The organism is Sulfurospirillum barnesii SES-3, from assembly GCF_000265295.1.
GTDB lineage: Bacteria > Campylobacterota > Campylobacteria > Campylobacterales > Sulfurospirillaceae > Sulfurospirillum > Sulfurospirillum barnesii.
Genome location: NC_018002.1, coordinates 870,760 through 896,279, shown reverse-complemented (window position 1 = coordinate 896,279; position 25,520 = coordinate 870,760). Strand labels below are relative to the sequence as shown.

Genomic DNA, 25,520 nt, shown 5'->3' with positions numbered 1-25,520 from the left:
TTGGGTGAAATCCAGAAGGAGAAATTATGCGACATTATGAGTTGCTTGTTGTAGTAAAACCTACACTAACTGTAGAAGAACTACAAGCAAAACTAACCTATCTAAAAGAAATTTTAGAGAAAAATGGTGCAGTTATTACTGCGACATTAGAGATGGGAACACGTAAACTTGCGTATCAAATCGATAAATTTGAACGTGGCACTTACGTAGTATTCTACTTTACTGCCCCTACCGCTGCTATTGCTGAAGTTGAAAGACTTATCAGAATTACAGAAGAGTTTATCCGCTTTATGACGGTAAAATTTGAAAATCAAAAAGAACTTAGATTTTGGAACAAGCAAGTTGAAAAAATCACTAAAAAAAGTGATGCACCAGCCCCTGTTGTTGAAGCTAAAGAGATTGTAGAAGAAACTGTTAGCACTGAAGCCTAATTAAGGAGCCACTATGTTCAATAGAGTCGTTATGCTTGGCAACCTCACACGTGATTGTGAACTTCGGTATCTGCCTAATGGTGGTGCAGTTTGCACAACAGGTCTTGCAACCAATCGAAAGTTTAAAAAACAAGATGGTAGTCAAGGTGAAGAAGTCTGTTTTATAGATATTACGTTTTTTGGACGTACCGCAGAAATTGCCAATCAATACCTAAGCCGTGGTAAAAAAGTATTGGTTGAGGGTCGTTTAAAACTCGATCAATGGACAGACCAAAGTGGTGCAAAACGAAGCAAACACTCCATTACCGTAGAAACCCTTCAAATGATTGATTCACGTGGAGGACAAGAGAGTGGTGGTTCAGATATGGGTGGTAGCTATGGGGATACTTCATCGCCTGTAGGCTACAATCCAAATCAACAAAAATCAGCACCCTATCCAAAACAATCGGCTCCTGAATACAGTGGTCATGACATTCCAGACATCGATATTAACGATGATGAAATACCATTTTAGTGACAATTAGGCCTTGTCTAAGTGTTGTTATAAAAATAAGTAAAGGATAAAAAATGGCAGAGAAAAGAAAATTTGCACGTAAATACTGCAAATACTGTGAAGCAAAAGTAGAATACATTGACTATAAAGACGCAAAAATTTTGAGACACTCCCTTTCAGAGAGATACAAAATTATGCCACGTCGTTTGACAGGTAACTGCAAAAGACATCAAGAGATGGTAGAACTAGCAATCAAACGTGCACGTGCGACGGCAGTGATTCCTTACATCATTGACACACAAAAAGTTGTAGCGGTTCCTTTCGAGCAATTGCAACAATAGTCTTTACATGTAAAGCTAGATGGGTTACCATCTAGCTTCTCTCTTTTTATTTTACTAACGCAAACTCCAAAACTTCTTCAATTCTTGAAACAGGAATAATCGTCATCTTTTCTTTCACTTCATCAGGAATCTCATCCAAATCTTTCTCATAGTTTTTCTTTGGAATCAATGCTGTTTTAATTTTCGCTTTATACGCTGCAATGAGTTTCTCTTTCAATCCGCCAATAGGTAAAACTTTACCTGTTAAGGTAAGCTCACCCGTCATAGCCACGTCACTTTTAACTTTTTTATTGCAAAGAATTGATGCAATCGCCGTTGCCATGGTAATACCCGCACTAGGACCGTCTTTTGGCGTAGCACCCTCAGGTACGTGAATATGCAAATCATAGCGTCTGTAAACATCGCTTGGCTCTATTTTTCGAGCACTCTCTTCTTTATCAAGCCCTGTGGTAGGAATAATAGAAAGTGGCACATTGATTTTTTGATTATCAATCAAGACTTTAACAACGCTCAAAGCAATTTTGGCAGACTCTTTCATAACATCACCCAAAGAACCTGTAATTTGAATGCCCCCTTTACCTTGAATACGAATCGCTTCAACTTTGAGAACATCACCACCAACACTTGTCCATGCCAGTCCATTAACGATGCCCACACTGTTCTCTTTATCAACTTCATCAATCTCAAAAACCGTCTTTGGTAAGTACTCTTTAAGATTTGTATTGCTGATATTGAGCTTTTCTAAGGAGGTATCCATTAAGAGTTGTTTTGCTACTTTTCGTAAAATATCGGCAATCCTACGACGTAAATTTCGAACACCTGACTCTCTGGTATAGTTTGAAATAATCAATTGCAATGTCGGTTTCGAAATAGAAACTTCACTGTTTTTCAAACCGTGTTTTTTCAATTCTTGAGGAATCAAATATTTTTTTGCTATCTCATACTTCTCTTGTGGCGTATAGGAACTGACGAAAATAAACTCCATTCTATCTCGAAGCGGTGCAGGTATGGAGCCCACTTCATTTGCCGTTGCAATAAAAATAACCTTGCTCAAATCAATGTTGAAATTAAGATAATAATCTCTAAATTTGTTATTTTGCTCAGGGTCTAACACTTCTAAAAGTACCGCTGTTGGGTCACCTCTAAAACTACGAGCGACTTTATCGATTTCATCAAGTACGACCACAGGATTCATCTCTCCTGCTTCAATGATGCCTTGCACAATGCGTCCTGGCATGGCACCTATGTAGGTACGTCTATGCCCTCTTAATTCATTCACATCTTCTAAACCACCTAAGGCGATACGGACAAGCTTACGTTTCAAAGCTTTGGCAATAGAGTTTGCTAAAGAGGTTTTACCAACCCCTGGAGGGCCTGAAAAACACAAAATAGCCCCATTGGCAGCTTTTTCACCAATACCACGCTTATCTAAAAGTTCGCGCACCGCAAAATACTCTTCAATGCGCTCTTTGGGTTTTTCAAGTGAATAGTGATCTTTGTCTAGTTGGGATTTTACCTCTAAAACATCAAGGGCTTTTTTTGAGAGCTTACCGTAAGGAATCTCAATCACCCAATCCAAATAGCTCTGAATCAAATTAGCATCAGCAGAATCTGGGTGCATACGTGAGAGCTTATCGATTTGTTTTTTAATCTCTTTATAGGCATCTTCTTCCATATGATCTTTTTTTGCTTCAAGCTTTTTACGGTACTCTTCAATCTCTTCTTCTCGCTGGTTATCTGTTCCTAGCTCTTTTTGAATCTGTTTGAGTTGTTCTTTTAAAAAATACTCTTTATTCACCTTTTCAATTTGTGAATGTACTTTGGTTTTAATCTCTTTTTTAAGCCTACTTGATTCAATCTCTTCAATCACATAATCAATCAACTTTAATAAATGCGCTTCATCATTGGTTTCAGTAAACAAAGAAAATGCTTGCTCTTTTTTTAAGCGCATGCTGCTTGCAACAAGATCACAAATACGATGTACATCATTGTTCTCTTCAATGGTTTTAATTAAATCAGGAGGAAATTGCCCACCCAAAGAGCCTAAAAGCGTTACTTTTTCTCTCAGCACTGAAAGCGTTGCCTCAATTTTAATGGCATCGGCTGGTTGGGTACGAAGCACATCAACCTTTGCACGAAGAGGCGCTGTTGAGAGTTCTTTTAAAATCGTTCCTTTTTGCATACCTTGAAACAATATTTTTACCCGTCCATCGGGCAAATCAACTTTGCGCATGATAGAGCCAATGACACCTGCAGGATAGATGGCATTAAAATCACGTCTGTGCTCATCCCCTACTTTTGCGGTACAAACCATCACTAAAGAGTTATGATCTAATGCTTCATTGGCAGCTTTAATATTTTCTTCATCGGCTAAAAAAAGAGGGGAAATCATAAAAGGATATAAAAAAAGATTATCTTCCACAATAATAGGAATATCTGTAGGAAATGCCGTGTAATCACTTAATTTCATCTTTGTCTCCGTTATAGTATTATTTAATTATTTTACATGTAAGCGCATAAGAGCTAGGCTCTTATGCAAGGGTTAGATTTTATAGTAAAGAAGAAAATAAAATTGTATGCTTACTGCTTTTCAAACCATGAACGATACCAAGGTATGGTAGGCTCAACAATTTTTGCTTCTTTGACCGAAGAAGTATTCAGTTTTTCTTCATAAATTTTTGCCACTTCAGGCTTATCAATACGGGTATAAAGCGAATGAATATTTTCATTTAAAAAGTATTCACCCATTTGTAAGCGAACCAATATGCTCTGTGCTAAAGGCGCAAATTTTGAATTTGGATACCGTACTAAAAACTCTTTGGTTTGCGTAATTGTATCTAACAATAATTGCTGATTGCGATTGGGATTGGGAAATGCCTCGTAGTTTGCTTTAATTTTCATGTAGCGTACATGATCAGCATTTTCTTTATTGCCATAACGTCTTAAATATTCATCGAGGTAAAAATTTGCAAGAATATACTCTTCATCTTGGGAATGTGCATTGGCTAACATAAGCATGGCTTCAGGCAAAAGAGGTGATTCTACATGTTCACTCGCTAAAGAGGTATACATCGAATCTGCTTTTTCCAAATCTTGACTCTTAATTTCTTTGGCTATTTGCTCATACCAGTAGATCGCTGGCATATTAAACACTTCTTTGTCTTTAGAAGCACAACCACTCATAAACGCTACTAATGAGGTTGCAATAAGAACATTTGCTATCTTCATACCTGCTATCCTTTATGTTGAAAAGAAATATTGTATCTTCTTTTTTGTTATCTTAAAATTAAAGCGTTTCTTTTATCACTTTGCCCTATTTTTTCCCTCTGTTTTGAGACATTTAATTGACAACATGCTACAATGAAATGCAAATATTGTTTAAAGGAATTGCGTATGATTTTTTCTGTTAAAGCACCCATCCCAGGATTTGAAGCCATCCAAGAAGTTGAACTTGAGAAAATTGATGAATTTTTTCTTAAATTCATTTCAAAATCAGACACAACAACCTTTACCTTAATCAATCCATTGATGCTTCGCCCCTATGAATTTGAAATTCCTGAGTATTTTCGAACACTTTTAGAGATTAATGAAACGTCCAATGTGCTTATTCTTAACATCATGATTATTGCCACCCCTATTGAAACATCAACCATTAATTTTATCGCCCCACTGGTCTTTAATGTGGACAACAAAAGTGTCGCACAAGTCATCCTTGATGCCAACCAATACCCACACTTTGGGTTAATGGAAAGTATTTCACGCTATTTAAATAAGGCGTAAGCTTTTTAATTTTTACATGTAACGCTGTATTAAACATGCAAATTGAGGAATAAACAATGAAAAACTATTTAAGAATGCTCTTTTTCTTCACGATAGCTATCTTTGGCTACTCTTCATTGTATGGGGCAGACCCTTTGTGCCAAAATGTTTTTAGTAATGCTGTCTCTACCACCAGCGGCAATCTTAATGCTAATGGTTCAGCACTCTTGTACAACACTGAATACAATTTGAATAAACTCTCTGTTGGAACCATAACAGGTGTCACAAAGATATGCCAAGGGGGAACAGCTACATGTATAGCAACCAGTAGAGCTTCTACGATGACATTACCTTCCTCTCCTTCAGCTGGTAGTACATCACATTTAACCATAAATTCTGGTAACGTACAATCGTATAGTGCGGATACATCGGTTAGAAGCGCTAACATTAGTGGAACGTTAAATTTAAATGGTGAGATATATTTCAATGTTAAACGAAATAATGTTATGGGAGATTTTACATTAAATTCTACAGGTATTTTAAATATCAATGGAAATGTTACTATTTATGCACAAAATTTTATTTTTGATGGAATTATTAATATCAATTCAGGAAGCCTCACGGTTATTAGTAATGGTAATATAACTTTCAATGCGAATGCAAAAACCAATACCAACGGGGCAAATGATAAAATCGTTATTCTAGCATCAGGGACAGCTGCAATTAATTCTTCTGTAAATGCTATCATTTATACCTCTGGTAGTGCGACTATTAATGGAGCAGGTGTTATCCACGGTGCGATTACGTCTTCTTCAATTATGCTCAATGGCACAGTCTATTTTGATGCTTCGGCTATCAATTCAGCACTTATTCCAGGATGCGATAAAGCAACCCTTCATACGGGAGAAAGAGAATTTCTACTTCGCAATCCAATTACCACACGCAATATTAAAGGTAACATGAAAGTTATTGGAAACACGGTTTTGTGCGTGAAAAATAATAGCGGGCAATGTATTAATTACACAGGAAACTCAAGCAATGCTCAATTAAATCTACAATACATTGATGTTGATGGAATTCAACGTACCTTTAATAACTCTTCACAAGCCCAACTTAGCATTCCTACCTCAGCAACCATCAAATGGGCTGGGCTTTACACGCAAGGGTATTTAAAGTCTGTGACCAATACCAACACTATCAATACTATTTTACAAGAAGCAAGCTATATCACCCTTCCATCACTAGGGACTCTAGCATCTAAACCTGAGGTGATTGATATTTATCCAAATACTTCAGGATATACAACCTATGGGTATACCTATAATACCTATGCACCGATTTCAAGCTTAATAGGAAAAAAAGGCTCAGAAATTAATGGTTGGGTGACAGGCGCTAATATTAAAGCGTATGAAGGGGATGATGATAATTCATATTGGTGGTCTAGTGGTAGTGGTTTAGGTAATTTTGGCGCATGGGTTTTAGTGGTTGTCTATGAAGATACCAGTGAAACACTCAAAAATATCTCTGTTTTTGATGGGTATAAATACGTTGCAAAAGAAGATGGCCATAACAATGTCACCATTGTCCCCTCAGGCTTTTTAACCCCAACCAGCGGTGATGTGAAATCAACGATCTCCTTATTTGTAGGAGAAGGCGATAAAAATATTGATGGAGATCAGCTCTATGTCAATAATGTAGCTATTAATAACACCAATGCCTTTTATTCAACCATTAACGGATTTACTGCAAATCCTAGTTACAGTAATACTCAAGGCATTGACATTCAAAACCATAACATTGGAAAAGATGGCGATACCTCGCATCCACAAATTATTGGTAATGGAGCCACTAGCGCTTCCATTACCCTGACTTCCGATCAAGATACTTATTTTCCTAGTATGGTTGCGTTTACCACAGAACTCTATGAACCTCGGGTCTGTTATGCAGAAGCGTATTACAATGCCGATGGCAATGAAACCATTACCAAAGCCAATAAAGATGATGTGATTTTGGTTAAATCGTGGATAGCCAATATGAAAAAAGATGCCAGTGATGGTAACTTAGAAACAGCGCAAAAAGTTGAAATTACCGTAGAGCACGATAAAGAAAATCTTGAATACCAACGTGAATCTACAGCCATTAAAAATATAGGACAAACTCTCTACGAAGTAAAAACCGATGCGCCCCTAGATGATACAGCAACATACATTGCAGAGACCAACACGTCAACATGGCGTGTTGGTGTAGGTGCTAGTGGTACAGATGGTGGCTATCTACGCCCGAATACAGACAATGACCCCGAAAATAAAGTCTATATCTCCTATAAAACAAAATTACTGCAATCAGGCGATATTACGATTGCAAACATCTACAAAGTTTCTTATGAAAATTCAGGCATGGGGCTTCGCATTGGCGATGAATCCCCTGTCAATATTGGTATATGCAGTGACTTTAACACCTCTCTTGTCGTACAAGCCCCTCTGGGTATTTTTAATGCTGTCAATCAAAACTTCTCAGGTAGCACCAATTCTAAAGTGAGTACCAGCAGCGATAATGCACTTTACACACAAATAGCAGGGCAAAACTTTAATGTTTCTATCTTAGCCCTCGAATCTGACAAGACAACATTAAAAGCTTATACGGGTGATGTGAATGTAACGTTAATTACGACACCCCATTACCTTGCTTCAGAGACAGAAGAAGCAAAACAAATTAAATGCAATAATGCCACCTCTTTGACATCTCCACATACGGTCAGATTTGCCAATGAAGATAAAAAAATTGAAACCTTTAATTTTTCTACGGCATATCCATCGGTTGCATTTAAAATGGCATACACTGAAAACAATGCAACAAAGTATATCTGCTCTCGTGATAGCTTTGCCATTCGTCCTGCAACGTATTCATTAAGTACCAACAATAATCATCTTATTGGTGGCAAAGCGTATACCTTGACAGCCAAAGCGTTAAAGGCGGATTTAAATGTAACAACAAATTACAACCAAAGCATTACGACCACATCAACCGATAAAAATGCAACCATTGATTTAAATATCCCCACAGGATGCGCTCTTGATGCAAACAGTACACGCATGGTCCTCTCATTTATCAATGGCACGGCAACACATTCTACCTTTACCTACAATAATATTGGAGATGTTAATGTCACCATCGTAGACAATGAGTGGACAGCCATCGATCAAAACGACAATAAAGATTGTATAGAGAACAATGCGACAACCGTTCCAAATGGTTCAGGTAAAGTTGGATGTGTCATTAAAAATACCCAACCTTTCACCTTTAGCCCAAAAAAATTCACAAACGAATTAGCCTTACAAAATTTCAACACTACCTTTACCTATCTCTCTAATGATGGAAATATGAGTGCAAAACTTTTTCTAACAACCACTGCTCTCTTAGAAGACAATACAACAGCGAGCAACTACACAGCTGATTGTTTTGCGGAAGATATTAATTACACCATTCAGCTCAATGGTAGCACGCAAGATAAACGCAATCGTATTCGCTATTTTCAAAAAGACACCACAACGTCTAAATTAGAAAATAATGCTACGACAGCAAGGGCAACATTTAGCACAAGAGAAGGTAATTTTACCAATGGAATTGCATCAAACTTAGAGATGTTGTTTAATTTTGATAGAAATATTTCAAGCCCTGATGAGCCTTTTCGCGTAGCAAAAAATGATTTTAATATTACCAGTGTTGTCGATACTAACGGAACAAGTGGCTCTGACTTTAACCGAAGTACTGACCAAAACGCCACTTTTTACTATGGTCGGGTCTACTCAACTGATTATACTAAGAGCAGCCCAATTCCAACAACCATTCGTTATGAAGTCTATTGTACGCAAAATTGCGGAAATTTCAATTTAACACAACAAAGCCCAACGTCCATTCGTTGGTATCAAAATCCTTTACATGTAACGACAGATGGAAATGTTAGCATGTTTACGTCTGCTACAACAGGAACAAAAGCAACAAGCATTTCAAATTCAACAACCAGCACGATTACCAGTGGAAAAGACACAACACATCAACTGAGCAATAATAATGCCCCGTATACCGACCGTATCCAAATGCAACCCTCTTCTTGGCTTTTGCATAACCCTTATAACCCTAATGCCTCAAGCAATGATTTCATGGTTGAATTTATAAAAAGTGGCGATTGGGCAGGTTCAGGAAGTGTGGATAGAAATGCCTCGTCTCATAAAGAAGGTGCTGTTACAAACGATCAAAACATAACACGAAGCCACAGAAAGATGAACTGGTAAGTATGAAAAAAGCAATGGCTATGATAGAACTTGTTTTTGCTATTGTCATCATGGGCATTGCCGTGATGAGTTTACCACTGATTTTGACACAGGTTCAAAATAGCAATAGCTTTGCCTTACGTCAAGAAGTCATTTTATCTCTTAAAACAAAATTATCCTATATTATGGCGTACCCTTGGGATGAAAACACCTACGATAGTGAGTCCAATATGGAAAGGTTTTTAGACATTCCTAATTCCAATGTTACCGATGCTGATTTTAATAGAAGTGGCTTACGACGAAAGGGACATGTGCTAGCCGATGGAAGAAGACGCTTTAGGGATGATGTCAATGAATCTACCACTAAAATAGATTTTGGTACGGTTGGTATTCCTTTAGACATTGATGATTTTGATGGGATAACTCCCGAAACAAAAAATATAACGAACCTCGATGATTTTATTTTCAATGTCACGCTAGCTACACATGTCTTTTACATATCGGATCGTCCATCCAGTGGAAATTATGAAACCAATCAATCAATTGATTTTATATTTAATACCACTAATCCTTCGCAAAACAGAACCAATATTAAAATGATTAAAGTGAGTGCAACCGCCAATGGTCTAGAAAATCCCATCTCAATGTACGCTTTTTCCTCTAATATTGGACAAAGCAAGGTAGCGAAAAGAACATGGTAAGCAAAAAAGCCTTTACGATGATAGAATTGGTGATGGTCATTGTTATTTTAGGTATTGTAGCCAGTATAGGCTCTGATATTGTGCTCTCTTTGTACAATAATTACCTTCGCTCACGGACAATTAACACCTTAGAAAGTAAAACGGAAATTGTGTTAGAACAGATTGCAAAGCGCCTGCAGTATCGCATTAAAGATAGCACCATAGCTCGAAAAGCCGATGGAAGTTATAGAGCACTCGCAGGAAGCGATTCGACTTATTCGATTATAGAATGGATAAGCTATAGCAATGAAAGCCTTTTATCCAATCCTCCAGGATGGAGTGGATTTATAGACTTAAATGATGGCAATACAACACGACCAAATCTTAAAACACACGATAGCAATCTCTCCTTTGCATCCGAGACGATGAGTGCCTTAACCGATGGTGATATAAATTTAACGGTGGAGGGGAAAGAAGCGGCTCTTATTTTTAGAACTCCTTATAATGCTGAAAATTTTGGTTGGGGAAATGGTAATGTTAATACACTTGGCGTTGCCACTCTAAGAGTAACAAAGAACAACACTGATGATGACATACTAATCATTAATGCTACAGATGTTCCAAATGATATTTATGAACATTATGTTTTAGCCCATTCTGCTTATGCTATTGTTCCAGAAGGAAATATCACAGGAACCGATTTTAATTTAACACTTCATTATAACTATCAGCCATGGATAGCTGCTAGAAATAATTATGCGTTAGGAAGTACTGCAACACTTGCCGAACATGTAAGCCTCTTCCAATTTAAACAAGATGACACGCTCATTCGTTTAAAGCTCTGTATCCATGACAACAATGAAACAGGAACAGGTGATCGCATTGCTATTTGTAAAGAGAAGGTTGTGTACTAATGCGCAGAGGATTTTCACTTATTACTGCTATTGTTTTTATAGTACTTATTGCAACCTTAAGTGCTTTGGCACTCTCTTTTTCTTCTTTGAGTGTAAAGCAAACAAGTGACACGTATTTGAGAGAACAAGCCGAACTGTTAGTCCAAAGTGCTACTGAATACGCACTACTAGCGATTTCTGGACATGAAATTAATGCAAGCAATGGTTGTTTAAATACGATCAATGCACAATTTCCCAATGCAAATACCCCACTTTTTGATATTAATATCTCCATTTACTACCTAGGTATGGGGTTACCATTAACAAATGATCCAAACCCTTGCCAAAGATTCAGTGATACCGATATTGCGACTACGGATTCTAATGTCACCGTTATCATTGATACAATTGTTTCTACCGCAAACGACATCTCCACAGAGCCCATTCGGTTGCATCGTCGTACGATTCAAAAGCCTTAAATTTAGGCGTTACAAGCCTCTTTTGCTTTAAGGTTTCATTTGTTATACTTGTTCCATCAACCCCTAAATTAGGGGCAGGAAAAGGAGATAAGATGAACACGAGTATCGTAGGTAAACAATTTGATTTGACTGAGCCCATTAAGGCTTATATTGATGGAGCGATTAATGCTCTTGGCAAATACAATTTGGATATTATCTCTGTGCGAACGGTGGTCTCAGCAGATGAAAAAAATGGCAAAAAAGGCTTTAGTGTTGAATTTGCTATTAACATGGCGCATAAAAATACCGTTGTGATCCAACAAAAAGACAAAGATGTCTATGCTGCGGTTGATTTAGCGATTGAGAGAGCGAAAAAAGTCCTCCGTCGTCACCACGACAAACTTAACAGTCAGAAAAAAGTGGAAGAAACACTTGAAGTGGTTGAAAACAGTGAGGGAAGTGATGATGAAATCGTTCCAATGCGTCCTGATTACTTCAAACCCATGGAAGTGGAAGATGCTATGAATGAACTTAAAGAATCTGATAAACAATTTATCGTTTTCCATGACATGGAAGACAAATTTAGAGTCATGTATAAAAAAACAGACGGACGTTTTGGTCTCTATTAGGAACGTGTCGTGAGGGAACTTTATGTTCCCTCAACCCTGCTTTTTGCCTCTTTTAATATTGCTTCATCGCTGCTTATATCAAACCAGACCAATTTTTTACCACTTTGAATCACACCACCTACCACATCTCCGCCTTGACGATACTCCAAATCAAGCTCTGCAATTTCAAAACCATCCAATGTTTGAGAAAACTTCTCTAAACGCTCACTTTTGGCAAGATTCGTGTAAAGATAACAATAACCCTTCAGTCCATTACGGCTGACCCTTCCTCTGAGTTGATGCAAACTCGCAAGCCCTAGACGCTCAGCCCCCACAATCACAATCGTAGAAAGTCTTGGCAGTGAAATGCCCACCTCCACCACCGTGGTAGAAATCAGCAGATTGCCTTTTTCTTTGAAAGTATCTAAAATTGCCTCTTTGTTTTTATCTTTACCGTACGTGACATAAACACCCTCAAAATGCTTTTCCCAAAAACCACGTCCCTCTTCGATGGATTGGTAGTTGATGACCTCACTCTCCTCTACCAACGGGTAGACAATAATGCACTGATGCTTTTTTGCAATTTCATCTTGTATATGCCCAATCAGCGCTTTAAAATCCTGCTTAGCAATTACTGTTGTGGTAATGTCTTTTGGAAAAGGAAGCATTTTAATAAAGGAAAAATCAACCAATGACGATTGAATCATGCTGAGTGTCCTAGGAATCGGTGTGGCTGAGAACTGAATATAATGCGGATGCCATGCTTTTTTAGAGACCAATGTTGCAAGCAATGAGCGTTGTTTGGTGCCAAAACGGTGCTGTTCATCCACCATCACAAGTGCACATTGAGGAAGCTCTTTATACAACAAAGCATGAGTTCCAATCATAAAATCAAACGCCTCCAAATCTTCTTTAACATCTGTTTCTTGCGTCACTAAAATCGTCTTTACATGTAAAGGCAAAAATTTCTGCGCTTCTTCAAAAAGCTGACGTGCTAAAACCGTTGTAGGAGCCATAAGCACTGCTTTTTTAGGGTATGCCATCATCACAGAACTTAAAATCACCATGGTTTTTCCGCATCCAACATCGCCCATCACCACACGTTTTGTGGCATTTTCACCCAAAAAATCATGTTTAATTTCACCAATAACTTTTTGCTGGTCTTGGGTAAGAGAAAAAGGAAGCGAGGCGATAAAAGGCGTTTCATCACCATCAAGCTTCGCACACGAAGGAAAGCTCACTTTTTTGCGTGAGAGTTTTTTGAGGTAATTGTAAATCTCTGCAAATTTTAAACACTTTTGTATCTGAGGTGAATATCCCTCTTTTTCAAAGGAACTCACCTCTTTTGGAGTAGGAAAATGCAAGCTTAAAAGACTCTTCGCTTCGTTTACATGTAAGCCCTCGTTTAAGAGAGATTCAAGGCTTAGATGGCGTTTCATCAGCTCTAAAACGGTTTTATTTTGAAGCGGAGTTTTGTACTTTGGAATGAGTTGGTTAATCTGTGTAATATTGCGGGGTTGGAGCATCTGTAAACGCCCATTTTTATAGCTTATTTTTCCGCTTATATAAGCTTCAACACCTTGTTTAAAAAGCGCTTTTTGATAGGGTTTTGGCGCAAAAATCACCCCATCAAATTGCATATTCCATGCCTCGCAAAAAAGAAGCATCTGCAACACTTTGGGGCTTTGTTTGATGGAAAGTATCGTTACATGTAAGGTATTATTCTGCTCCAAAAGCGGCACAGAGGAAAGGTAGGTATTGTCATACGAATGGGGCAAAAGCAGCGCTAAATCAAGCAGGGTTTCAACCCCTAGCTTGTTTAAACGCTCCGCTTCTACCGTGTCACCTTCACTTTTTATCACGCTTTGTCACTATGGAAAAGCTAAGAGCGGTGATTTCGTCGTGTTTTTTAATAAATTGATTGAGTTCTTCAAGGCTTAGCGCTTCAATTTTCTCAAGCTGTTTTTTAGAATGTCCTAGCTCATACCCATTGTAATACTCAAAAAAGGCACGAGAGAGTCTTTGGGAGAGTGTTTCATTACGCAAAGGCTCGCTACCTAATAAAAAGCGTTTGGCTTGGGCTAACTCTTCAGCACTCACGCCCTCTTCCACGAAACGCTTAATTTCAGCGGCTACAATTTTTTTTGCTTCGTCTAAATTCTCATTTTTAGTTTGAAGATGCCCTGTAAAACTGCTGTGCGATTTTCCAATGGACGTTCTGCTGTAACTAGAATACGCCAGTCCCCTCTTCACACGAATCTCTTCCATCAAACGGCTTCCAAAACCGCTCTCTCCTAAAATAAAACTTGCCACTTTGGCTTTATACGCCTCAACATCGCCACTTTTCATATAAAAAGGTGCTCCAAAATAGATATAGGCTTGTTCGCTCTCTTTATCAATGATAAGCTCTTTTGCATTTTTATTGGCATCAAAATACGGTAGGTTTTTAACTTTTCCATGGCTCATGTCTAAAAGCAATGGCATCAAAAGTTTTTTTAACTCCTCAAGCTCAATATCGCCCCCTGCAACAATAATCAAGTTTTCCAAATTCAAACGCTCTTTGTAAAAATGCTCCACATCTTTGAGTTTTAAGGCTTTAATGCTTTTTGCATCACCGCTGTAAGCGTGTGCAAAAGGGGTGTTTTCAAAAATAAGCTTTTGAAGATTGAGGTTTGCGATGTAATCAAAATCGCTCTCTTTGCTTGAGAGCATTCCTAGGGTCAGACGCTTGATTTTTTCAAAACTCTCTTTTGAAAAATTGGGGCTTTTCATTAATTTATGCAGCATCTCAACACCATAAGAAAATTGCTCTTTTAAGGCTGAGACTTCAAAAACAAGCGTTTCAACACCCGCATGCGCTCCTAAGGAAATAGCTCGAAACTCCAACGCTTCTGCAAAAGCAGTTGCGCCCATCTCTTTGGTTCCCTCGCCCAACATGCCTGCTGTAAACTTTGCAATACCAGCGTTGCTGCCATCTTCCATACTGCCGGCATTTTTCACGACCAATTGTACTGAAACCAAAGGTAAGGAGCTCTCTTTTTCAAACACCACAGGGATATTCACACCCCTCACATTTATTTGACTTACTTCTTGTGCCACACCTACTCCTTGTAAAAAAATCATTATCACTAACCATAAATGTTTCATGCGAACCTCTCCAAAATGGTGTAGGCAGTATCTCTTTTGGCAGGAAGAGAACCTATATCCTTGATGAGCGTAATCATCTCCGCTTGATTCATTGAATTGGCTGCACCTGCAGCTTTTACCACATTTTCTTCCATCATCGTACTGCCCAAATCATTGGCACCAAACAGTAGGGCTAACTGCCCAATGTAACTGCCTTGTGTCACCCATGAACTTTGAATGTTTTTAAAGTTATCTAAGTACAAACGGCTCACCGCTAAAAGCCTTAAGTAGCGATTGGCGGATTGTTTTTTAATCTCAGGGTGCTCTTCTTTAAGCTTTGTAAAGGCACTTTGAAAACTCCACATAATAAACGCCCGAAAGCCCTCTGTCTCGTCTTGAAGAGTACGAATTTTTTCCCAATGCGCTACAATTTCTTCATCACTCTCCACGGTTCCAAACATCATGGTAGCGGTGGATTTCATCCCGATTTGATGTGCGGCTTTATGCACATCAAGCCATGCTTGACTGCTCAATTTTTTAGGCGCAATAATATCTCGCACCCTATCGCTTAGTATCTCAGCGCCTGCACCAGGAATGCTAAAGAGTCCTTTTTTTTGAAGGCGCACGAGAACTTCTTTATAACTGATTTTAGAAATTTTAGCAATGTAGTCAATCTCAATAGAAGAAAAGCCATGAATCGTAACCGTAGGATAATTGGTACTAATCCACGCCACCAAATCCTCATACCACTCAATTTTTAGCTTAGGATGCACTCCACCTTGAAATAAAATTTGCGTTCCACCAATCGCCAAAAGTTCTTCTATTTTCGCACCAATCTCTTCGTAAGAGAGCACATATGCCTCGTTTTCATCGTTTGCATGACGGTAAAAGGCACAAAATTTACAATCCACCCAACACACATTGGTGTAGTTAATGTTTCTATCCACCACAAACGTCGTAATGTTTTCAGGATGAAGTTCCATCTTACGCTCATACGCCATTTTCCCTAAAGTATTCAAATCCACCTCACGAATGAGATGCAATGCTTCTTCATTACTTATTCGTTTCATTTTCACCCTTTTTCCCCATTACTGCACCCATAAAACTACTTAGAGGAACCAGACTCAGCCCTGTAAAAAAGGCAATGGCGTCTAAAGCGTTATGGCGTATTAAAAAAAGAACCACTAAAAATAAAAAACCATACCCCATCATACGATAAAGCGAAAAGGCACTCTTATAGCTGCGTGCAAAATTTTTAAAACTTATCTTGATATTCGATGGGGCTTTTGTGTGCTCTTCTGGACTTTGTTCATCCTCTTCATCGTCCCTATCGTCATCTTCTTCGTGATACAAATGCTCAAACCTATCTTTTGGAATATCCCCTGTATCAAGAGAATTTTGAACCATTTTTTGATACGAATAAAAGGAGGCAAAAGTAATGATGAGCGAACACACAAAGGCTAATTGGCTATTGAGTAACCAATCTCCTCCCATAAAAAGGGAAAGCACGACAACCCCAACATCTCCTAAAAGATAAACACGTAAAAGCTTAAGGGCGGTTTGTTTCATCATTCTTTGTTTGCTTTTGGTATTTTTTATAACGCACATCCTCTTTTAATTCATCAAAAGATTGGACATTTTTTTTATACGCTTTGTAGATGTTTAAAATCGCACCACCCACACCCCAAAAAACGCCTAGCCAAAAGAGCCATTCATACCCAAACCAATCACGCATTAACCATCCTAAGCCAATCCCCATTAAAATGGCAACGACCATAGAAACACCTAAGGAGAGATTATCTGCTCCTTCGATTAATTTACCGTATTTTGGTTTTTCACTCATGCCATCTCTTTAAAGACTTTAGCAGCTGCTTCAAGGCATTCATCGATCATTTCATCGTCCATAGCATCACAAATAAAACCTGTCTCAAACTGTGAACATGCAAAGTAAAACCCTTCTTGAAGCATTCCTTGGTGAAAGGCTGCAAAGCGTTTGGTGTCAGATCTTAAGGCATCCTCAAAATTTTTCACAGGCGCATCATTAAAGAAAAAGCCAAACATCGAACCAATGGAGTCCACTTGAAGTGCAATGCCTGCTTTTTGGGCTTCTTCACTCAAACCCTTAACCAATCGTTTCGCTTTTTTCTCTAACCTTACGTATAACTCTTCATCCTCTAAAATTTGTTCTAAAGAAGCAAGCCCCGCTGCCATTGCGACAGGGTTTCCACTCAGCGTTCCTGCTTGATACACAGGACCATCAGGAGAGAGTTTATCCATAATTTCAACACGTCCACCAAAGGCACCCACAGGCATACCCCCACCAATCACCTTACCAAACGTGACCAAATCAGGAACGGTTTTATAGACCCCTTGTGCACCTTTTAAAGAAGCTCTAAAGCCACTCATGACTTCATCAAAAATCAAAAGCGCACCGTGTTCATCACACACGCTACGTAGTTCTTCCAAAAAGGCAGCGTCTGCTGGAACAAAACCCATATTTCCAGCAATAGGCTCAATGATGACACACGCAATATTGGAAGAACTTTCAAAACATTTTTTGACACTCTCAATATCATTGTATTTTGCAAGGAGAGTATGCTTGGTCACATCCGAGGGAACCCCTGGAGAACTTGGGTTTCCAAACGTCACCGCACCACTGCCTGCTTGAACCAGTAAAGAGTCACTATGCCCATGATAGCATCCCTCAAATTTTACAATATCATCTTTACATGTAAAGCCTCGCGCAAGACGAATCGCACTCATCACCGCTTCGGTTCCACTGCTAACAAAACGTACTTTATCGATGCATGCATACAAGCCACAAATGATACCTGCTAATTTCGTTTCAGATTTGGTAGGTGCACCAAAACTAAGACCCTTTTTAACCGCTTTAATCACTGCTTTTTCAATCACTTTGTTGGTATGCCCAAAGATAAGAGGTCCCCAACTTTGCACAAAATCCACATACGCATTGCCATCGACATCGACCAGATACGCACCTTTACCTTTTTTAATAAACAAAGGCGTTCCACCCACGCTTTTAAACGCACGGACAGGTGAATCAACGCCTCCTGGAATGACATTTCGTGCTTTTTCGTAGGCTTTTATACTTTTGTCATACTGCATTTTCTATCCTCAATTTTTTTGAAATTTTACTCAATGTTTCTAAATAAACTACTTTTTCACTTCACTAGAAACGTAATAATACAAGCTATCAATCTCTTGCCATGTTAAAAAATACGTTGGCATCACCTTGTGCTGTGTGGTTAGGGCATGAAAAAAACGCTCTTTGGAAAGGTTGGTGATAGTAGGGGCTTCGAGTCTTACTTTTTTATTTTTATGCATGTACTCAGCAATAATACTGCCCTCACCTTTTTCGCCATGACACTTGTTACATCCAATACCTCGTGGGTTAGAATAGAGCATTTTGGCATACTCCATTTTACTAATAAAATCTTCACCCAAAAGATGTGTCCAAGAGAGAAAAAAAAGCAAAGAGCCTATAAGAAGATACCTCATTGTAAATACGTTGACCTCATTGATAATATAAGAGCATTATGGTATCCAAAGAGAGCTAAAAATCTTTACATGTAAAAGATAAAAAACTAAAGTGTTAGCAATGCATACCCATAGGATTGTGTTTCAATGCTCTTTTCGGAAAGTTTTGTACGCAAGCGCTTCACCAATGAACGAATACCCGAAAGGCTTACCTCATCTCCTTCCCATACGTACTGCTCAATCGCATCTATTGTGACAAGTTTATTGGGAGTTTTGGCTAAAAGCCTCATAAAACGAGACTCTTTGGGTGTTAATTTCACAACATTTTTCTTTGCGTCATACAAAAGTTCCTCTTGTAATTCATAAGAAAATCCATCGGCTAATAACATAAGTTCCAAACCAGAACACAAAAGTTCTATTTTACGCTCCAATTCGTACATGTAAAAAGGTTTCTTTAAAAAATCATTGCACCCCATGCCGTACGCTTTTTGAATCGTTTCAAGTTCAATGTTTGCACTGATAATAATAGCAGGCGTCTTTTTCTCCCGTGAGCGTATCTCTTTGAGCAATTCTAGCCCATTCACATTGGGAACATTGATATCTAAAATAAAACAGTCATACCCATTGGCACTGTGAAACAAAGCCTCCTCACCCTCTTCAAACCAATCAATTTTATACCCTTTTTCTTCTAGCATCTCTTGAATAATCTCTGCCAAACTAACATTATCTTCTAAAAGTAATATCTTCACAAACATCCCTCCTCTTGTGAACGTGGAAGCATGATTAAAACCTGTGTTCCCTTTTCTAAAGGCTCAATGCTGATTTTTCCATGCATTTTATTCTCAATGATGAGCTTTGCCATATAAAGCCCAAAACCATCCCCTTTTTCTTTCGTGGTAAAAAAAGGTTTAAAGAGATTTTTTTCACTATCCAACGCAATGCCTATGCCATCATCTTCAATGCTCAGTCCTATAGCATCGTCTAATTCGTAGAGCATGATTTTAATCACACCTCGCTTTTCGTGCGTGCTTTTTCGAGCTTCTAAAATCGCATCTTTGGCATTATTGATAATGTTTAAGATGACCTGTTTAAATTCGTTGGGATAGCCAAAAAGAGTGTGTCCTTTATGCAACGCATTTTTATAGACAAGAGTAATAGTATTGTATTTCATCGAATAAGAAAGAATATCCAACACCTCTTTAAGCCCTTTATCAATGCAAAACAAACTGGGCTTGGTTGAGGGGCGAATAAAGTCTCTAAAGCCATCAATGGTATCACTCATATAAATTGTTTGCGTCATGATGACATCGTAAAAATTTTGAATCTCTTGATGCGTGAGTTTCCCTTTTTGGTCATAATAGTGCATTTTATGCGCAACAGCAGAAAGCTCAACAAGAGGCACTTTCCATTGATGAACAATAGCAGAGAGCATCTCTCCAATTTCTGCAAGTTTAGATTGCTGAATGATAAATTGCTTATTGATTTCAAGCTGTTTTTTCTCCGTCATATCTGTGATAATAGTAACAATGCCTCCGTTTTTTCCATCCTCATCCAAAAAGAGTTTGCTTTTAGCCATAAACACGTTTTCATTGCGCATAAACTCTATCTCACCCAATGCAAAAAGTGCTTCTTTCTTTGGCATATCACACAAAATCGTAAACACATCATCAATATTTCGCCCCACAATACGCTCGTACGACCAGCCTACCATATCGCAAAACGATTGATTGCACCCTTTAATCAAACCTTGCCTATCTATCCAAAAGATAGAACTTCGAATATTGTTCAAAAGAACCTGTTCACGGTAACTCTGCGCAATAAGCCTTTTTTCAATTTTATGGCGTTGATAAATGTTAAAAAGAGCAATCACTAAAAAAAAGAGAATAAAAGGAAACAGTACAAACGCATACTCGACCACTTTTCGATGCTTATCAAAAAAACTTTGAGGCAAATGAATCATGGTAGAGCCCTTTGGAAGTTTAGACAAAGGTATCTGGTATTTTTGCGCCACTTCATAATCAAACATCCACTCAGAGGGAACAACAATGGGTTTTGAAGTATCAATGACAGTGTGTTGTAAAATTTCCAAAGCCCTCTTTGCAGCATGACTTCCTTGCGTATACCCACGCAATAAATAGCCCCCAATCACCCCTTTTGAAAGGTGCGAATCACTCACCGAAAAAAGAGGCACAGGGGCAGATTTAAGTAAATCATTCACCTTATAATAAGGAATGTACCTGTCTAGGGCATCACGAAACAAACTACCAAATAAAATGGCACTCTTTTTAGGAAGTTTGTCTAAATCTTCTTTAATCTGTGAAATGTTGCCATCGCAATTAAAGGTTGTTTTGATACCTTTTTCTTCTAACGCTTTTGCTTCACGTTCATAAATGTGATTGACCAATAGCGATGCGCCACTTCTATCGTTAATAATATACAGATGCTCTAACTCAGGCAATAAAGAGAGAATAAAATCGATATTTCTTTTAATCTCTTTACTCTCTAAAATAAGACTAATCTCTGCATCTAAAATTTTTTGAATATCAAGACCAGGGTCTCGTTTATCAATACCACAAAAAACGAAGGGAGTGTTTTTAAATAAGGTCTCTTTATGTGTGAAAACAAAATTGACCGCATCGTTATCTGCAGCAATAATGACATCAAAGGTTTGATGTTTTAACTTCGTTGCAAAAAGTTCATACAAATGCTGCAAATACTCTTTGTCTTCATTTTTTTTTGTATCCATATATTCTGTGGTAAGTTCATAATTTTGATAGGGTTTAAAAACATCCTCAACCCCTTTGGATATATCATCGCTCCACATAAGCCCTTTGTTATAAGACTGGAGCAACAAAATATGCTTACTTGAAGCATGCAGAAAAAGAGATGTTCCAAAAATTAAGAGCAAAATCGCTCTAAAAATTAACACAATCCAACCTTTTTGAGTGCATTATAACCAAAATAATTCTCACACATTCCCTCTTTTTTTTGACACCTTTTTGACACCTTATTTTTATATTATTTTTTTCATATACTATTTTTACACAAGGAGAAACCATGCATTCAATCAGTCGGCGACAGTTTTTGCAATGGAGTAGTGCTCTAGGAGGAAGCGTAGCAACCGCCACCCTTCTTCCCTTACCTTCGATGGCAGAAAGTAAACCCTCCCTCCCTTCTAAAACCTATGACCATGTGAAATGGGCAGGATGTACCATTAATTGTGGGAGTAAATGTCCTGTGCGTGTTTTTGTTAAAAACGGAAAAATTGACCACATCGAATCGGACAATACAGGCGATGATGTCTATGGCTCGCACCAAATTAGAGCCTGTTTACGAGGGCGTTCTAACCGTTTTCGTGTCTACAACCCCAACCGCTTACTCTATCCTCTAAAGCGTGTTGGTAAAAGAGGTGAGGGAAAATTTGTTCGTATTTCATGGGATGAAGCGCTTGAGAGTATCGCTACAAAAATGAAAGAAATCAAAGAAAAATATGGCAATGAAGCCATCTTAATTCCTTATGCCACAGGAACGACAGGGGCGATTATGAACCGCTGTACGAGTGGTCCTTGGATGCGTCTTTTTTCGCAATTTGGAGGCTACCTCAATTACCACAACTCTTACTCCACAGGTCAAATTGCCAATGGTCTTAAACACTTTTACGGTACGCATGTGGGCAGTGATATTATGCAAATTGAACATGCCAAATTGGTCGTCATGTTTGGAAACAATCCTGTTGAAACCCGTATGAGTGGTGGTGGAACAGGCTATGCCTACAAAGTAGCACTCGAGAAAAGTGGGGCAAAAATTATTCACATTGACCCTAGGTACTCTGACAGTTTGGTTGGAGCCTGTGATCAGTGGATTCCGATTGTGCCAGGAACGGATGGGGCTTTGGTTGCGGCTATGGCGTATGTCATGATCAGCGAAAACCTACACGATGAAGCCTTTTTGAAAAAATACTGTATCGGATTTAGCGCTGACACACTTCCAGAAGGTGCGCCTAAAAACGGCTCGTATGAAGATTATGTGATGGGCAAAGGGGACGATGGCATTGCAAAAACGCCTGCATGGGCTGAAACTATTACCCAAATTCCTGCACAGACGATTATCGATTTAGCCAGAGAAATAGCCACCACAAAACCCTGCTACATTGCTCAAGGCTGGGGCGCACAACGTCACTCCAATGGCGAACAAGCCGCGCGTGCCATTGCCATGCTTGCCATTATGAGTGGAAACATTGGTATTGAGGGAACCAGTACAGGCGGAAGAGAACACTCTTCAGGATGGGTTGAGCCTGCGCATTTGCCGTTTAAAAATCCTATAAAAGACTCGGTTCCTTGCTTTTTGTGGACGGATGCTATTGTTCGAGGTAAAGAGATGAAAGATATTACCGATGGGATTCGCAACACCCAACAACTCAAACAAAATGTCAAATTCATCTTAAACACAGGAGGCAACTGTCTGTTAAATCAGCACAGTGATATTCATGCGACCTCTAAAATCTTAGAAGATGAGAGTTTATGCGAGTTTATCGTGGATGTCAATGTCACACGCACTTCAAGTAACAGCTTTGCAGACATCATCCTACCCGATGCCACACCGCTTGAACAAGAGGATTTTGTGCGCTCTAGTGCGGGCTACTCCAACGACATGCCTTACATCATCTATTCTCAAAAGGCGATTGAGCCTGTGGGTGAATGTATGAGTGTTTATGATATGTGTACCAAACTGGCGGAAAAACTAGGTGGAGAATCGTTCAAACAGAGCTTTACAGAAGGACGTACTCAAGTAGAATGGCTTGAGCATCTTTGGAATCTTAAATTTAAAGACAAAGAGAACATGCCAAGCTTTGCACAGATGAAAGAGATGGGACTGTATCGACTACCACAGGTCAAAAAATCGTTTATTGCTCATGAAAAATTTATTCAAAATCCAGAAGAGAATCCTCTTAAAACCCCTACAGGGAAAATTGAGATTTACAGCACCACGTTAGCTAAAATGGCACAAACATGGATTTTAAAAGAGGGTCAAAAAATTACGCCACTTCCTGAATTTACAGAAGCCAAAGAAGGACCGCTTGATCCGCTTCGCAAAACATACCCTCTTCAACTCTTTGGCTACCACTACAAAGGGAGAACCCACTCAAGTTTTTGGGAGAGTGCTGCCATTCGAGAAATCAATCCAAATGAGCTTTGGATGAATCCGATTGATGCGAAAGAAAGAGGCATTCAAACGGGGGATGATGTTTTGGTGTTTAATGGCTATGGAAAAATCTTACTCAAAGCCAAAGTGACTCCAAAAATCATGCCTCATGTTACCACTTGCCCACAGGGTGGATGGTATAAAAATAAAAATGGCATTGATGTGGGAGGATGCATTAACACCCTGACCAACCTAGAGCCAACAGCAATTGCTAAAGCCAATCCTCAACATTCTATCTTAGTTGAAATTGAAAAATACAGAGGGTAAAGGAGAAAAAATGGAAAAAAATAGACATTTTGGATTTTATCTGGATCAAACCCGTTGTGTTGGTTGTCGTACCTGTCAGCTGGCATGTAAAGATTATAAAGATACACCCATAGGTGTGAGTTATAGACGTGTTTTTGAGTATGAAGGAGGAAGTTGGACAAAGAAAAAAGGAGATTTTTTTGAACCCTTTAATGTTTTTGCCTACTTTAGCTCCATTTCTTGCAACCATTGTGATGACCCTGCGTGTACGAAAGTGTGTCCCACTGGGGCGATGCACAGAAGCGATTATGGCATTATCAGCGTGGATGAGAGTAAATGCATCGGCTGTAAATCGTGTGCGATGGCATGCCCGTATGGTGCGCCTCAGTTTAATGAACAAAGCGGTCACATGAACAAATGCAACGGCTGTATGGAGCGTTTGGATGAGGGCTTAAAGCCTATCTGTGTTGAAGCGTGTCCTTTTCGTGCCATTGAAGCGGGTGCTATCAGTGAACTGCGTGAGAAGCATGGGCATGAAGCAAGCATTGCACCTTTACCTCGTTATGAACTCACCCGTCCAAATTTGTGCATTAAACCTGAAAAAAATGCACGCCATTCAGGTAAAGGAGATGGCACCTTTCATCTTCCTCAAAACCATTCGGAGGTCAGCTATGACATTGTCTAATCTTATTGTAAGCGAATTACCGCTGGTTATTTTTACGGTGATGGCACAAGCAAGTGTTGGTTTTTCTCTCATATATGCGCTACATTACACCCAACACACCGCTTTAGAGCATGCCTACTTTAGCAAACTCTTTTTGGTCTTCATGGGACTGAGTGTTGTTGCCTCTTTGTTTCACCTAGGAGACCCGTTTCATGCGCCTTATATGATGGTACATCTTTTCCAAAGCACTACGATTGCATGGCTTCCTTTGGAAATTTTAGGCGTAGGAAGTGTGATGGCATTGGCATTTTTATACCTTTTAAAAAAGATACCCTCCCTCCTCTATGCGTTACCTTTTTTTGGTATCTTAACCCTTTTTGCGATGAGCGGTATCTATGGTTCTATGTCTAACACCCTTCCAACATGGGATTTTGGATTAACCTTTTTTCTTTTTGCCTCCTCGGCTCTTGTATTGGGAGGCGTTTGTTACCGTCTTTTTTGTGCCAATGATGCCCATAAAATCAATCAAGCCTTTTTTATAAGCCTCCTTGGATTTATCTTTTTTGCCATGAGCTTAGTGCTTTATACCATTCACATTGGCTCTGTGAGAATTGAGGGCATTGAAAATGTGTTTGAGATGATGCATGGATACTACGGCTTTTTTACAGGCGGAGGATTGCTTCTTATGGGTCTAGGATTAGCACTGATATTTTATAACGATAGTGTCAAAACACGCTTTACATGTAAAGGACAAATTGCCACTTCTTTTGCCCTATGTATGGTCGGTTTAGCCTTGACACGTATTGCTTTTTATGGGTTGATTACCAACCATCTTTTCTTAGGATAATCC

The 25,520-nt window shown here is 38.9% G+C and carries 23 protein-coding genes; 12 read left to right on the top strand and 11 right to left on the bottom strand.

Annotated features, from left to right (window positions below; genetic code table 11):
- The first annotated feature begins 26 nt into the window (after window positions 1-26).
- Genes rpsF through rpsR form a run of 3 tightly spaced genes read left to right on the top strand, consistent with a single transcriptional unit; the run spans window position 27 to window position 1,265 of the window.
- Window positions 27-431 carry a 30S ribosomal protein S6 gene (gene rpsF, locus SULBA_RS04575; RefSeq protein WP_014769100.1) on the top strand — a complete coding sequence of 135 codons (405 nt, stop codon included), beginning with the start codon at window positions 27-29 and terminating at the stop codon, window positions 429-431.
- A gap of 13 nt (window positions 432-444) precedes the next feature.
- Window positions 445-945: a single-stranded DNA-binding protein gene (locus SULBA_RS04570; protein WP_014769099.1), complete on the top strand. Its 501-nt coding sequence runs from the start codon at window positions 445-447 to the stop codon at window positions 943-945.
- Window positions 946-998: 53 nt separating this feature from the next.
- Entirely contained in the window at window positions 999-1,265 is a 267-nt protein-coding gene (gene rpsR, locus SULBA_RS04565) for a 30S ribosomal protein S18 (RefSeq protein WP_012856656.1), read from the top strand.
- Window positions 1,266-1,311: 46 nt separating this feature from the next.
- Here rpsR and lon read toward each other — a convergent pair whose 3' ends face one another.
- Together lon and SULBA_RS04555 are read right to left on the bottom strand one after the other, a co-directional pair.
- On the bottom strand, window positions 1,312-3,735 hold the full coding sequence (gene lon, locus SULBA_RS04560; RefSeq protein WP_014769098.1) for an endopeptidase La: 2,424 nt from the start codon (window positions 3,733-3,735) through the stop codon (window positions 1,312-1,314).
- Window positions 3,736-3,845: 110 nt separating this feature from the next.
- Window positions 3,846-4,493: an outer membrane protein assembly factor BamD gene (locus SULBA_RS04555; RefSeq protein WP_014769097.1), complete on the bottom strand. Its 648-nt coding sequence runs from the start codon at window positions 4,491-4,493 to the stop codon at window positions 3,846-3,848.
- Window positions 4,494-4,658: 165 nt separating this feature from the next.
- On the opposite strand from SULBA_RS04555, the gene fliW reads away from it, so the two are divergent.
- From fliW to hpf, 6 genes are all read left to right on the top strand, one after another.
- Window positions 4,659-5,045 (top strand): flagellar assembly protein FliW, encoded by a 387-nt coding sequence (gene fliW / locus SULBA_RS04550; protein ID WP_014769096.1) that lies wholly within the window; start codon window positions 4,659-4,661, stop codon window positions 5,043-5,045.
- 56 nt (window positions 5,046-5,101) lie between these two features.
- A complete protein-coding gene (locus tag SULBA_RS04545) occupies window positions 5,102-9,316 on the top strand; it encodes a hypothetical protein (RefSeq protein WP_014769095.1) in 4,215 nt (1,404 codons plus the stop codon).
- A 2-nt stretch (window positions 9,317-9,318) separates the two neighbouring features.
- Window positions 9,319-9,996 (top strand): hypothetical protein, encoded by a 678-nt coding sequence (locus tag SULBA_RS04540; RefSeq protein ID WP_014769094.1) that lies wholly within the window; start codon window positions 9,319-9,321, stop codon window positions 9,994-9,996.
- Window positions 9,990-10,889, top strand: a complete 900-nt coding sequence (locus SULBA_RS04535; protein WP_014769093.1) for a type II secretion system protein — start codon at window positions 9,990-9,992, stop codon at window positions 10,887-10,889. Before SULBA_RS04540 ends, SULBA_RS04535 begins: the two co-directional genes overlap by 7 nt.
- Window positions 10,889-11,347, top strand: coding sequence for a type II secretion system protein (locus tag SULBA_RS04530; RefSeq protein ID WP_014769092.1), 459 nt, complete (start codon window positions 10,889-10,891; stop codon window positions 11,345-11,347). Before SULBA_RS04535 ends, SULBA_RS04530 begins: the two co-directional genes overlap by 1 nt.
- Before the next feature lie 92 nt (window positions 11,348-11,439).
- Complete coding sequence (hpf, locus tag SULBA_RS04525) at window positions 11,440-11,955, top strand: ribosome hibernation-promoting factor, HPF/YfiA family (protein ID WP_014769091.1); 516 nt, start codon at window positions 11,440-11,442, stop codon at window positions 11,953-11,955.
- Window positions 11,956-11,975: 20 nt separating this feature from the next.
- On the opposite strand, the gene recG is transcribed toward hpf, so the two are convergent.
- The 9 genes from recG to SULBA_RS04480 form a co-directional block, all read right to left on the bottom strand.
- A complete protein-coding gene (recG, locus tag SULBA_RS04520; protein WP_014769090.1) occupies window positions 11,976-13,796 on the bottom strand; it encodes an ATP-dependent DNA helicase RecG in 1,821 nt (606 codons plus the stop codon).
- The gene (locus tag SULBA_RS04515) at window positions 13,783-15,033 is read right to left on the bottom strand and encodes a M16 family metallopeptidase (protein ID WP_245391441.1); all 1,251 of its coding nucleotides are present in this window, start codon (window positions 15,031-15,033) and stop codon (window positions 13,783-13,785) included. Before SULBA_RS04515 ends, recG begins: the two co-directional genes overlap by 14 nt.
- 44 nt (window positions 15,034-15,077) lie before the next feature.
- Window positions 15,078-16,130: a dehypoxanthine futalosine cyclase gene (locus SULBA_RS04510; RefSeq protein ID WP_014769088.1), complete on the bottom strand. Its 1,053-nt coding sequence runs from the start codon at window positions 16,128-16,130 to the stop codon at window positions 15,078-15,080.
- Window positions 16,114-16,632, bottom strand: a complete 519-nt coding sequence (locus SULBA_RS04505; protein ID WP_014769087.1) for a hypothetical protein — start codon at window positions 16,630-16,632, stop codon at window positions 16,114-16,116. The genes SULBA_RS04510 and SULBA_RS04505 overlap by 17 nt, the downstream gene beginning before the upstream one ends.
- Window positions 16,610-16,903 (bottom strand): AtpZ/AtpI family protein, encoded by a 294-nt coding sequence (locus SULBA_RS04500; RefSeq protein WP_014769086.1) that lies wholly within the window; start codon window positions 16,901-16,903, stop codon window positions 16,610-16,612. The genes SULBA_RS04505 and SULBA_RS04500 overlap by 23 nt, the downstream gene beginning before the upstream one ends.
- Window positions 16,900-18,186, bottom strand: a complete 1,287-nt coding sequence (hemL, locus tag SULBA_RS04495) for a glutamate-1-semialdehyde 2,1-aminomutase (RefSeq protein WP_014769085.1) — start codon at window positions 18,184-18,186, stop codon at window positions 16,900-16,902. Before hemL ends, SULBA_RS04500 begins: the two co-directional genes overlap by 4 nt.
- A 48-nt stretch (window positions 18,187-18,234) precedes the next feature.
- The gene (locus SULBA_RS04490; RefSeq protein ID WP_014769084.1) at window positions 18,235-18,579 is read right to left on the bottom strand and encodes a c-type cytochrome; all 345 of its coding nucleotides are present in this window, start codon (window positions 18,577-18,579) and stop codon (window positions 18,235-18,237) included.
- 86 nt (window positions 18,580-18,665) lie between these two features.
- Complete coding sequence (locus tag SULBA_RS04485) at window positions 18,666-19,313, bottom strand: response regulator transcription factor (protein ID WP_425353000.1); 648 nt, start codon at window positions 19,311-19,313, stop codon at window positions 18,666-18,668.
- Window positions 19,304-21,487 carry a sensor histidine kinase gene (locus SULBA_RS04480; RefSeq protein WP_014769082.1) on the bottom strand — a complete coding sequence of 728 codons (2,184 nt, stop codon included), beginning with the start codon at window positions 21,485-21,487 and terminating at the stop codon, window positions 19,304-19,306. The genes SULBA_RS04485 and SULBA_RS04480 overlap by 10 nt, the downstream gene beginning before the upstream one ends.
- A 128-nt stretch (window positions 21,488-21,615) precedes the next feature.
- On the opposite strand from SULBA_RS04480, the gene SULBA_RS04475 reads away from it, so the two are divergent.
- The 3 genes from SULBA_RS04475 to SULBA_RS04465 are packed head-to-tail and all read left to right on the top strand — an operon-like array spanning window position 21,616 to window position 25,517.
- Window positions 21,616-24,027, top strand: a complete 2,412-nt coding sequence (locus tag SULBA_RS04475; protein WP_014769081.1) for a DMSO/selenate family reductase complex A subunit — start codon at window positions 21,616-21,618, stop codon at window positions 24,025-24,027.
- Between the two features lie 10 nt (window positions 24,028-24,037).
- Window positions 24,038-24,691, top strand: a complete 654-nt coding sequence (locus SULBA_RS04470; RefSeq protein ID WP_014769080.1) for a DMSO/selenate family reductase complex B subunit — start codon at window positions 24,038-24,040, stop codon at window positions 24,689-24,691.
- The gene (locus SULBA_RS04465) at window positions 24,636-25,517 is read left to right on the top strand and encodes a DmsC/YnfH family molybdoenzyme membrane anchor subunit (protein ID WP_172634070.1); all 882 of its coding nucleotides are present in this window, start codon (window positions 24,636-24,638) and stop codon (window positions 25,515-25,517) included. The genes SULBA_RS04470 and SULBA_RS04465 overlap by 56 nt, the downstream gene beginning before the upstream one ends.
- Window positions 25,518-25,520 lie beyond the last annotated feature (3 nt).

Bases quoted from the DNA above. Each gene is read 5' to 3' on its own strand.
- rpsF (WP_014769100.1), top strand. From the start codon at position 27: ATGCGACATTATGAGTTGCTTGTTGTAGTAAAACCTACACTAACTGTA.
- SULBA_RS04570 (WP_014769099.1), top strand. From the start codon at position 445: ATGTTCAATAGAGTCGTTATGCTTGGCAACCTCACACGTGATTGTGAA.
- rpsR (WP_012856656.1), top strand. From the start codon at position 999: ATGGCAGAGAAAAGAAAATTTGCACGTAAATACTGCAAATACTGTGAA.
- lon (WP_014769098.1), bottom strand. From the start codon at position 3,735: ATGAAATTAAGTGATTACACGGCATTTCCTACAGATATTCCTATTATT.
- SULBA_RS04555 (WP_014769097.1), bottom strand. From the start codon at position 4,493: ATGAAGATAGCAAATGTTCTTATTGCAACCTCATTAGTAGCGTTTATG.
- fliW (WP_014769096.1), top strand. From the start codon at position 4,659: ATGATTTTTTCTGTTAAAGCACCCATCCCAGGATTTGAAGCCATCCAA.
- SULBA_RS04545 (WP_014769095.1), top strand. From the start codon at position 5,102: ATGAAAAACTATTTAAGAATGCTCTTTTTCTTCACGATAGCTATCTTT.
- SULBA_RS04540 (WP_014769094.1), top strand. From the start codon at position 9,319: ATGAAAAAAGCAATGGCTATGATAGAACTTGTTTTTGCTATTGTCATC.
- SULBA_RS04535 (WP_014769093.1), top strand. From the start codon at position 9,990: ATGGTAAGCAAAAAAGCCTTTACGATGATAGAATTGGTGATGGTCATT.
- SULBA_RS04530 (WP_014769092.1), top strand. From the start codon at position 10,889: ATGCGCAGAGGATTTTCACTTATTACTGCTATTGTTTTTATAGTACTT.
- hpf (WP_014769091.1), top strand. From the start codon at position 11,440: ATGAACACGAGTATCGTAGGTAAACAATTTGATTTGACTGAGCCCATT.
- SULBA_RS04510 (WP_014769088.1), bottom strand. From the start codon at position 16,130: ATGAAACGAATAAGTAATGAAGAAGCATTGCATCTCATTCGTGAGGTG.
- SULBA_RS04505 (WP_014769087.1), bottom strand. From the start codon at position 16,632: ATGATGAAACAAACCGCCCTTAAGCTTTTACGTGTTTATCTTTTAGGA.
- SULBA_RS04500 (WP_014769086.1), bottom strand. From the start codon at position 16,903: ATGAGTGAAAAACCAAAATACGGTAAATTAATCGAAGGAGCAGATAAT.
- hemL (WP_014769085.1), bottom strand. From the start codon at position 18,186: ATGCAGTATGACAAAAGTATAAAAGCCTACGAAAAAGCACGAAATGTC.
- SULBA_RS04490 (WP_014769084.1), bottom strand. From the start codon at position 18,579: ATGAGGTATCTTCTTATAGGCTCTTTGCTTTTTTTTCTCTCTTGGACA.
- SULBA_RS04485 (WP_425353000.1), bottom strand. From the start codon at position 19,313: ATGTTTGTGAAGATATTACTTTTAGAAGATAATGTTAGTTTGGCAGAG.
- SULBA_RS04475 (WP_014769081.1), top strand. From the start codon at position 21,616: ATGCATTCAATCAGTCGGCGACAGTTTTTGCAATGGAGTAGTGCTCTA.
- SULBA_RS04470 (WP_014769080.1), top strand. From the start codon at position 24,038: ATGGAAAAAAATAGACATTTTGGATTTTATCTGGATCAAACCCGTTGT.
- SULBA_RS04465 (WP_172634070.1), top strand. From the start codon at position 24,636: ATGGCACCTTTCATCTTCCTCAAAACCATTCGGAGGTCAGCTATGACA.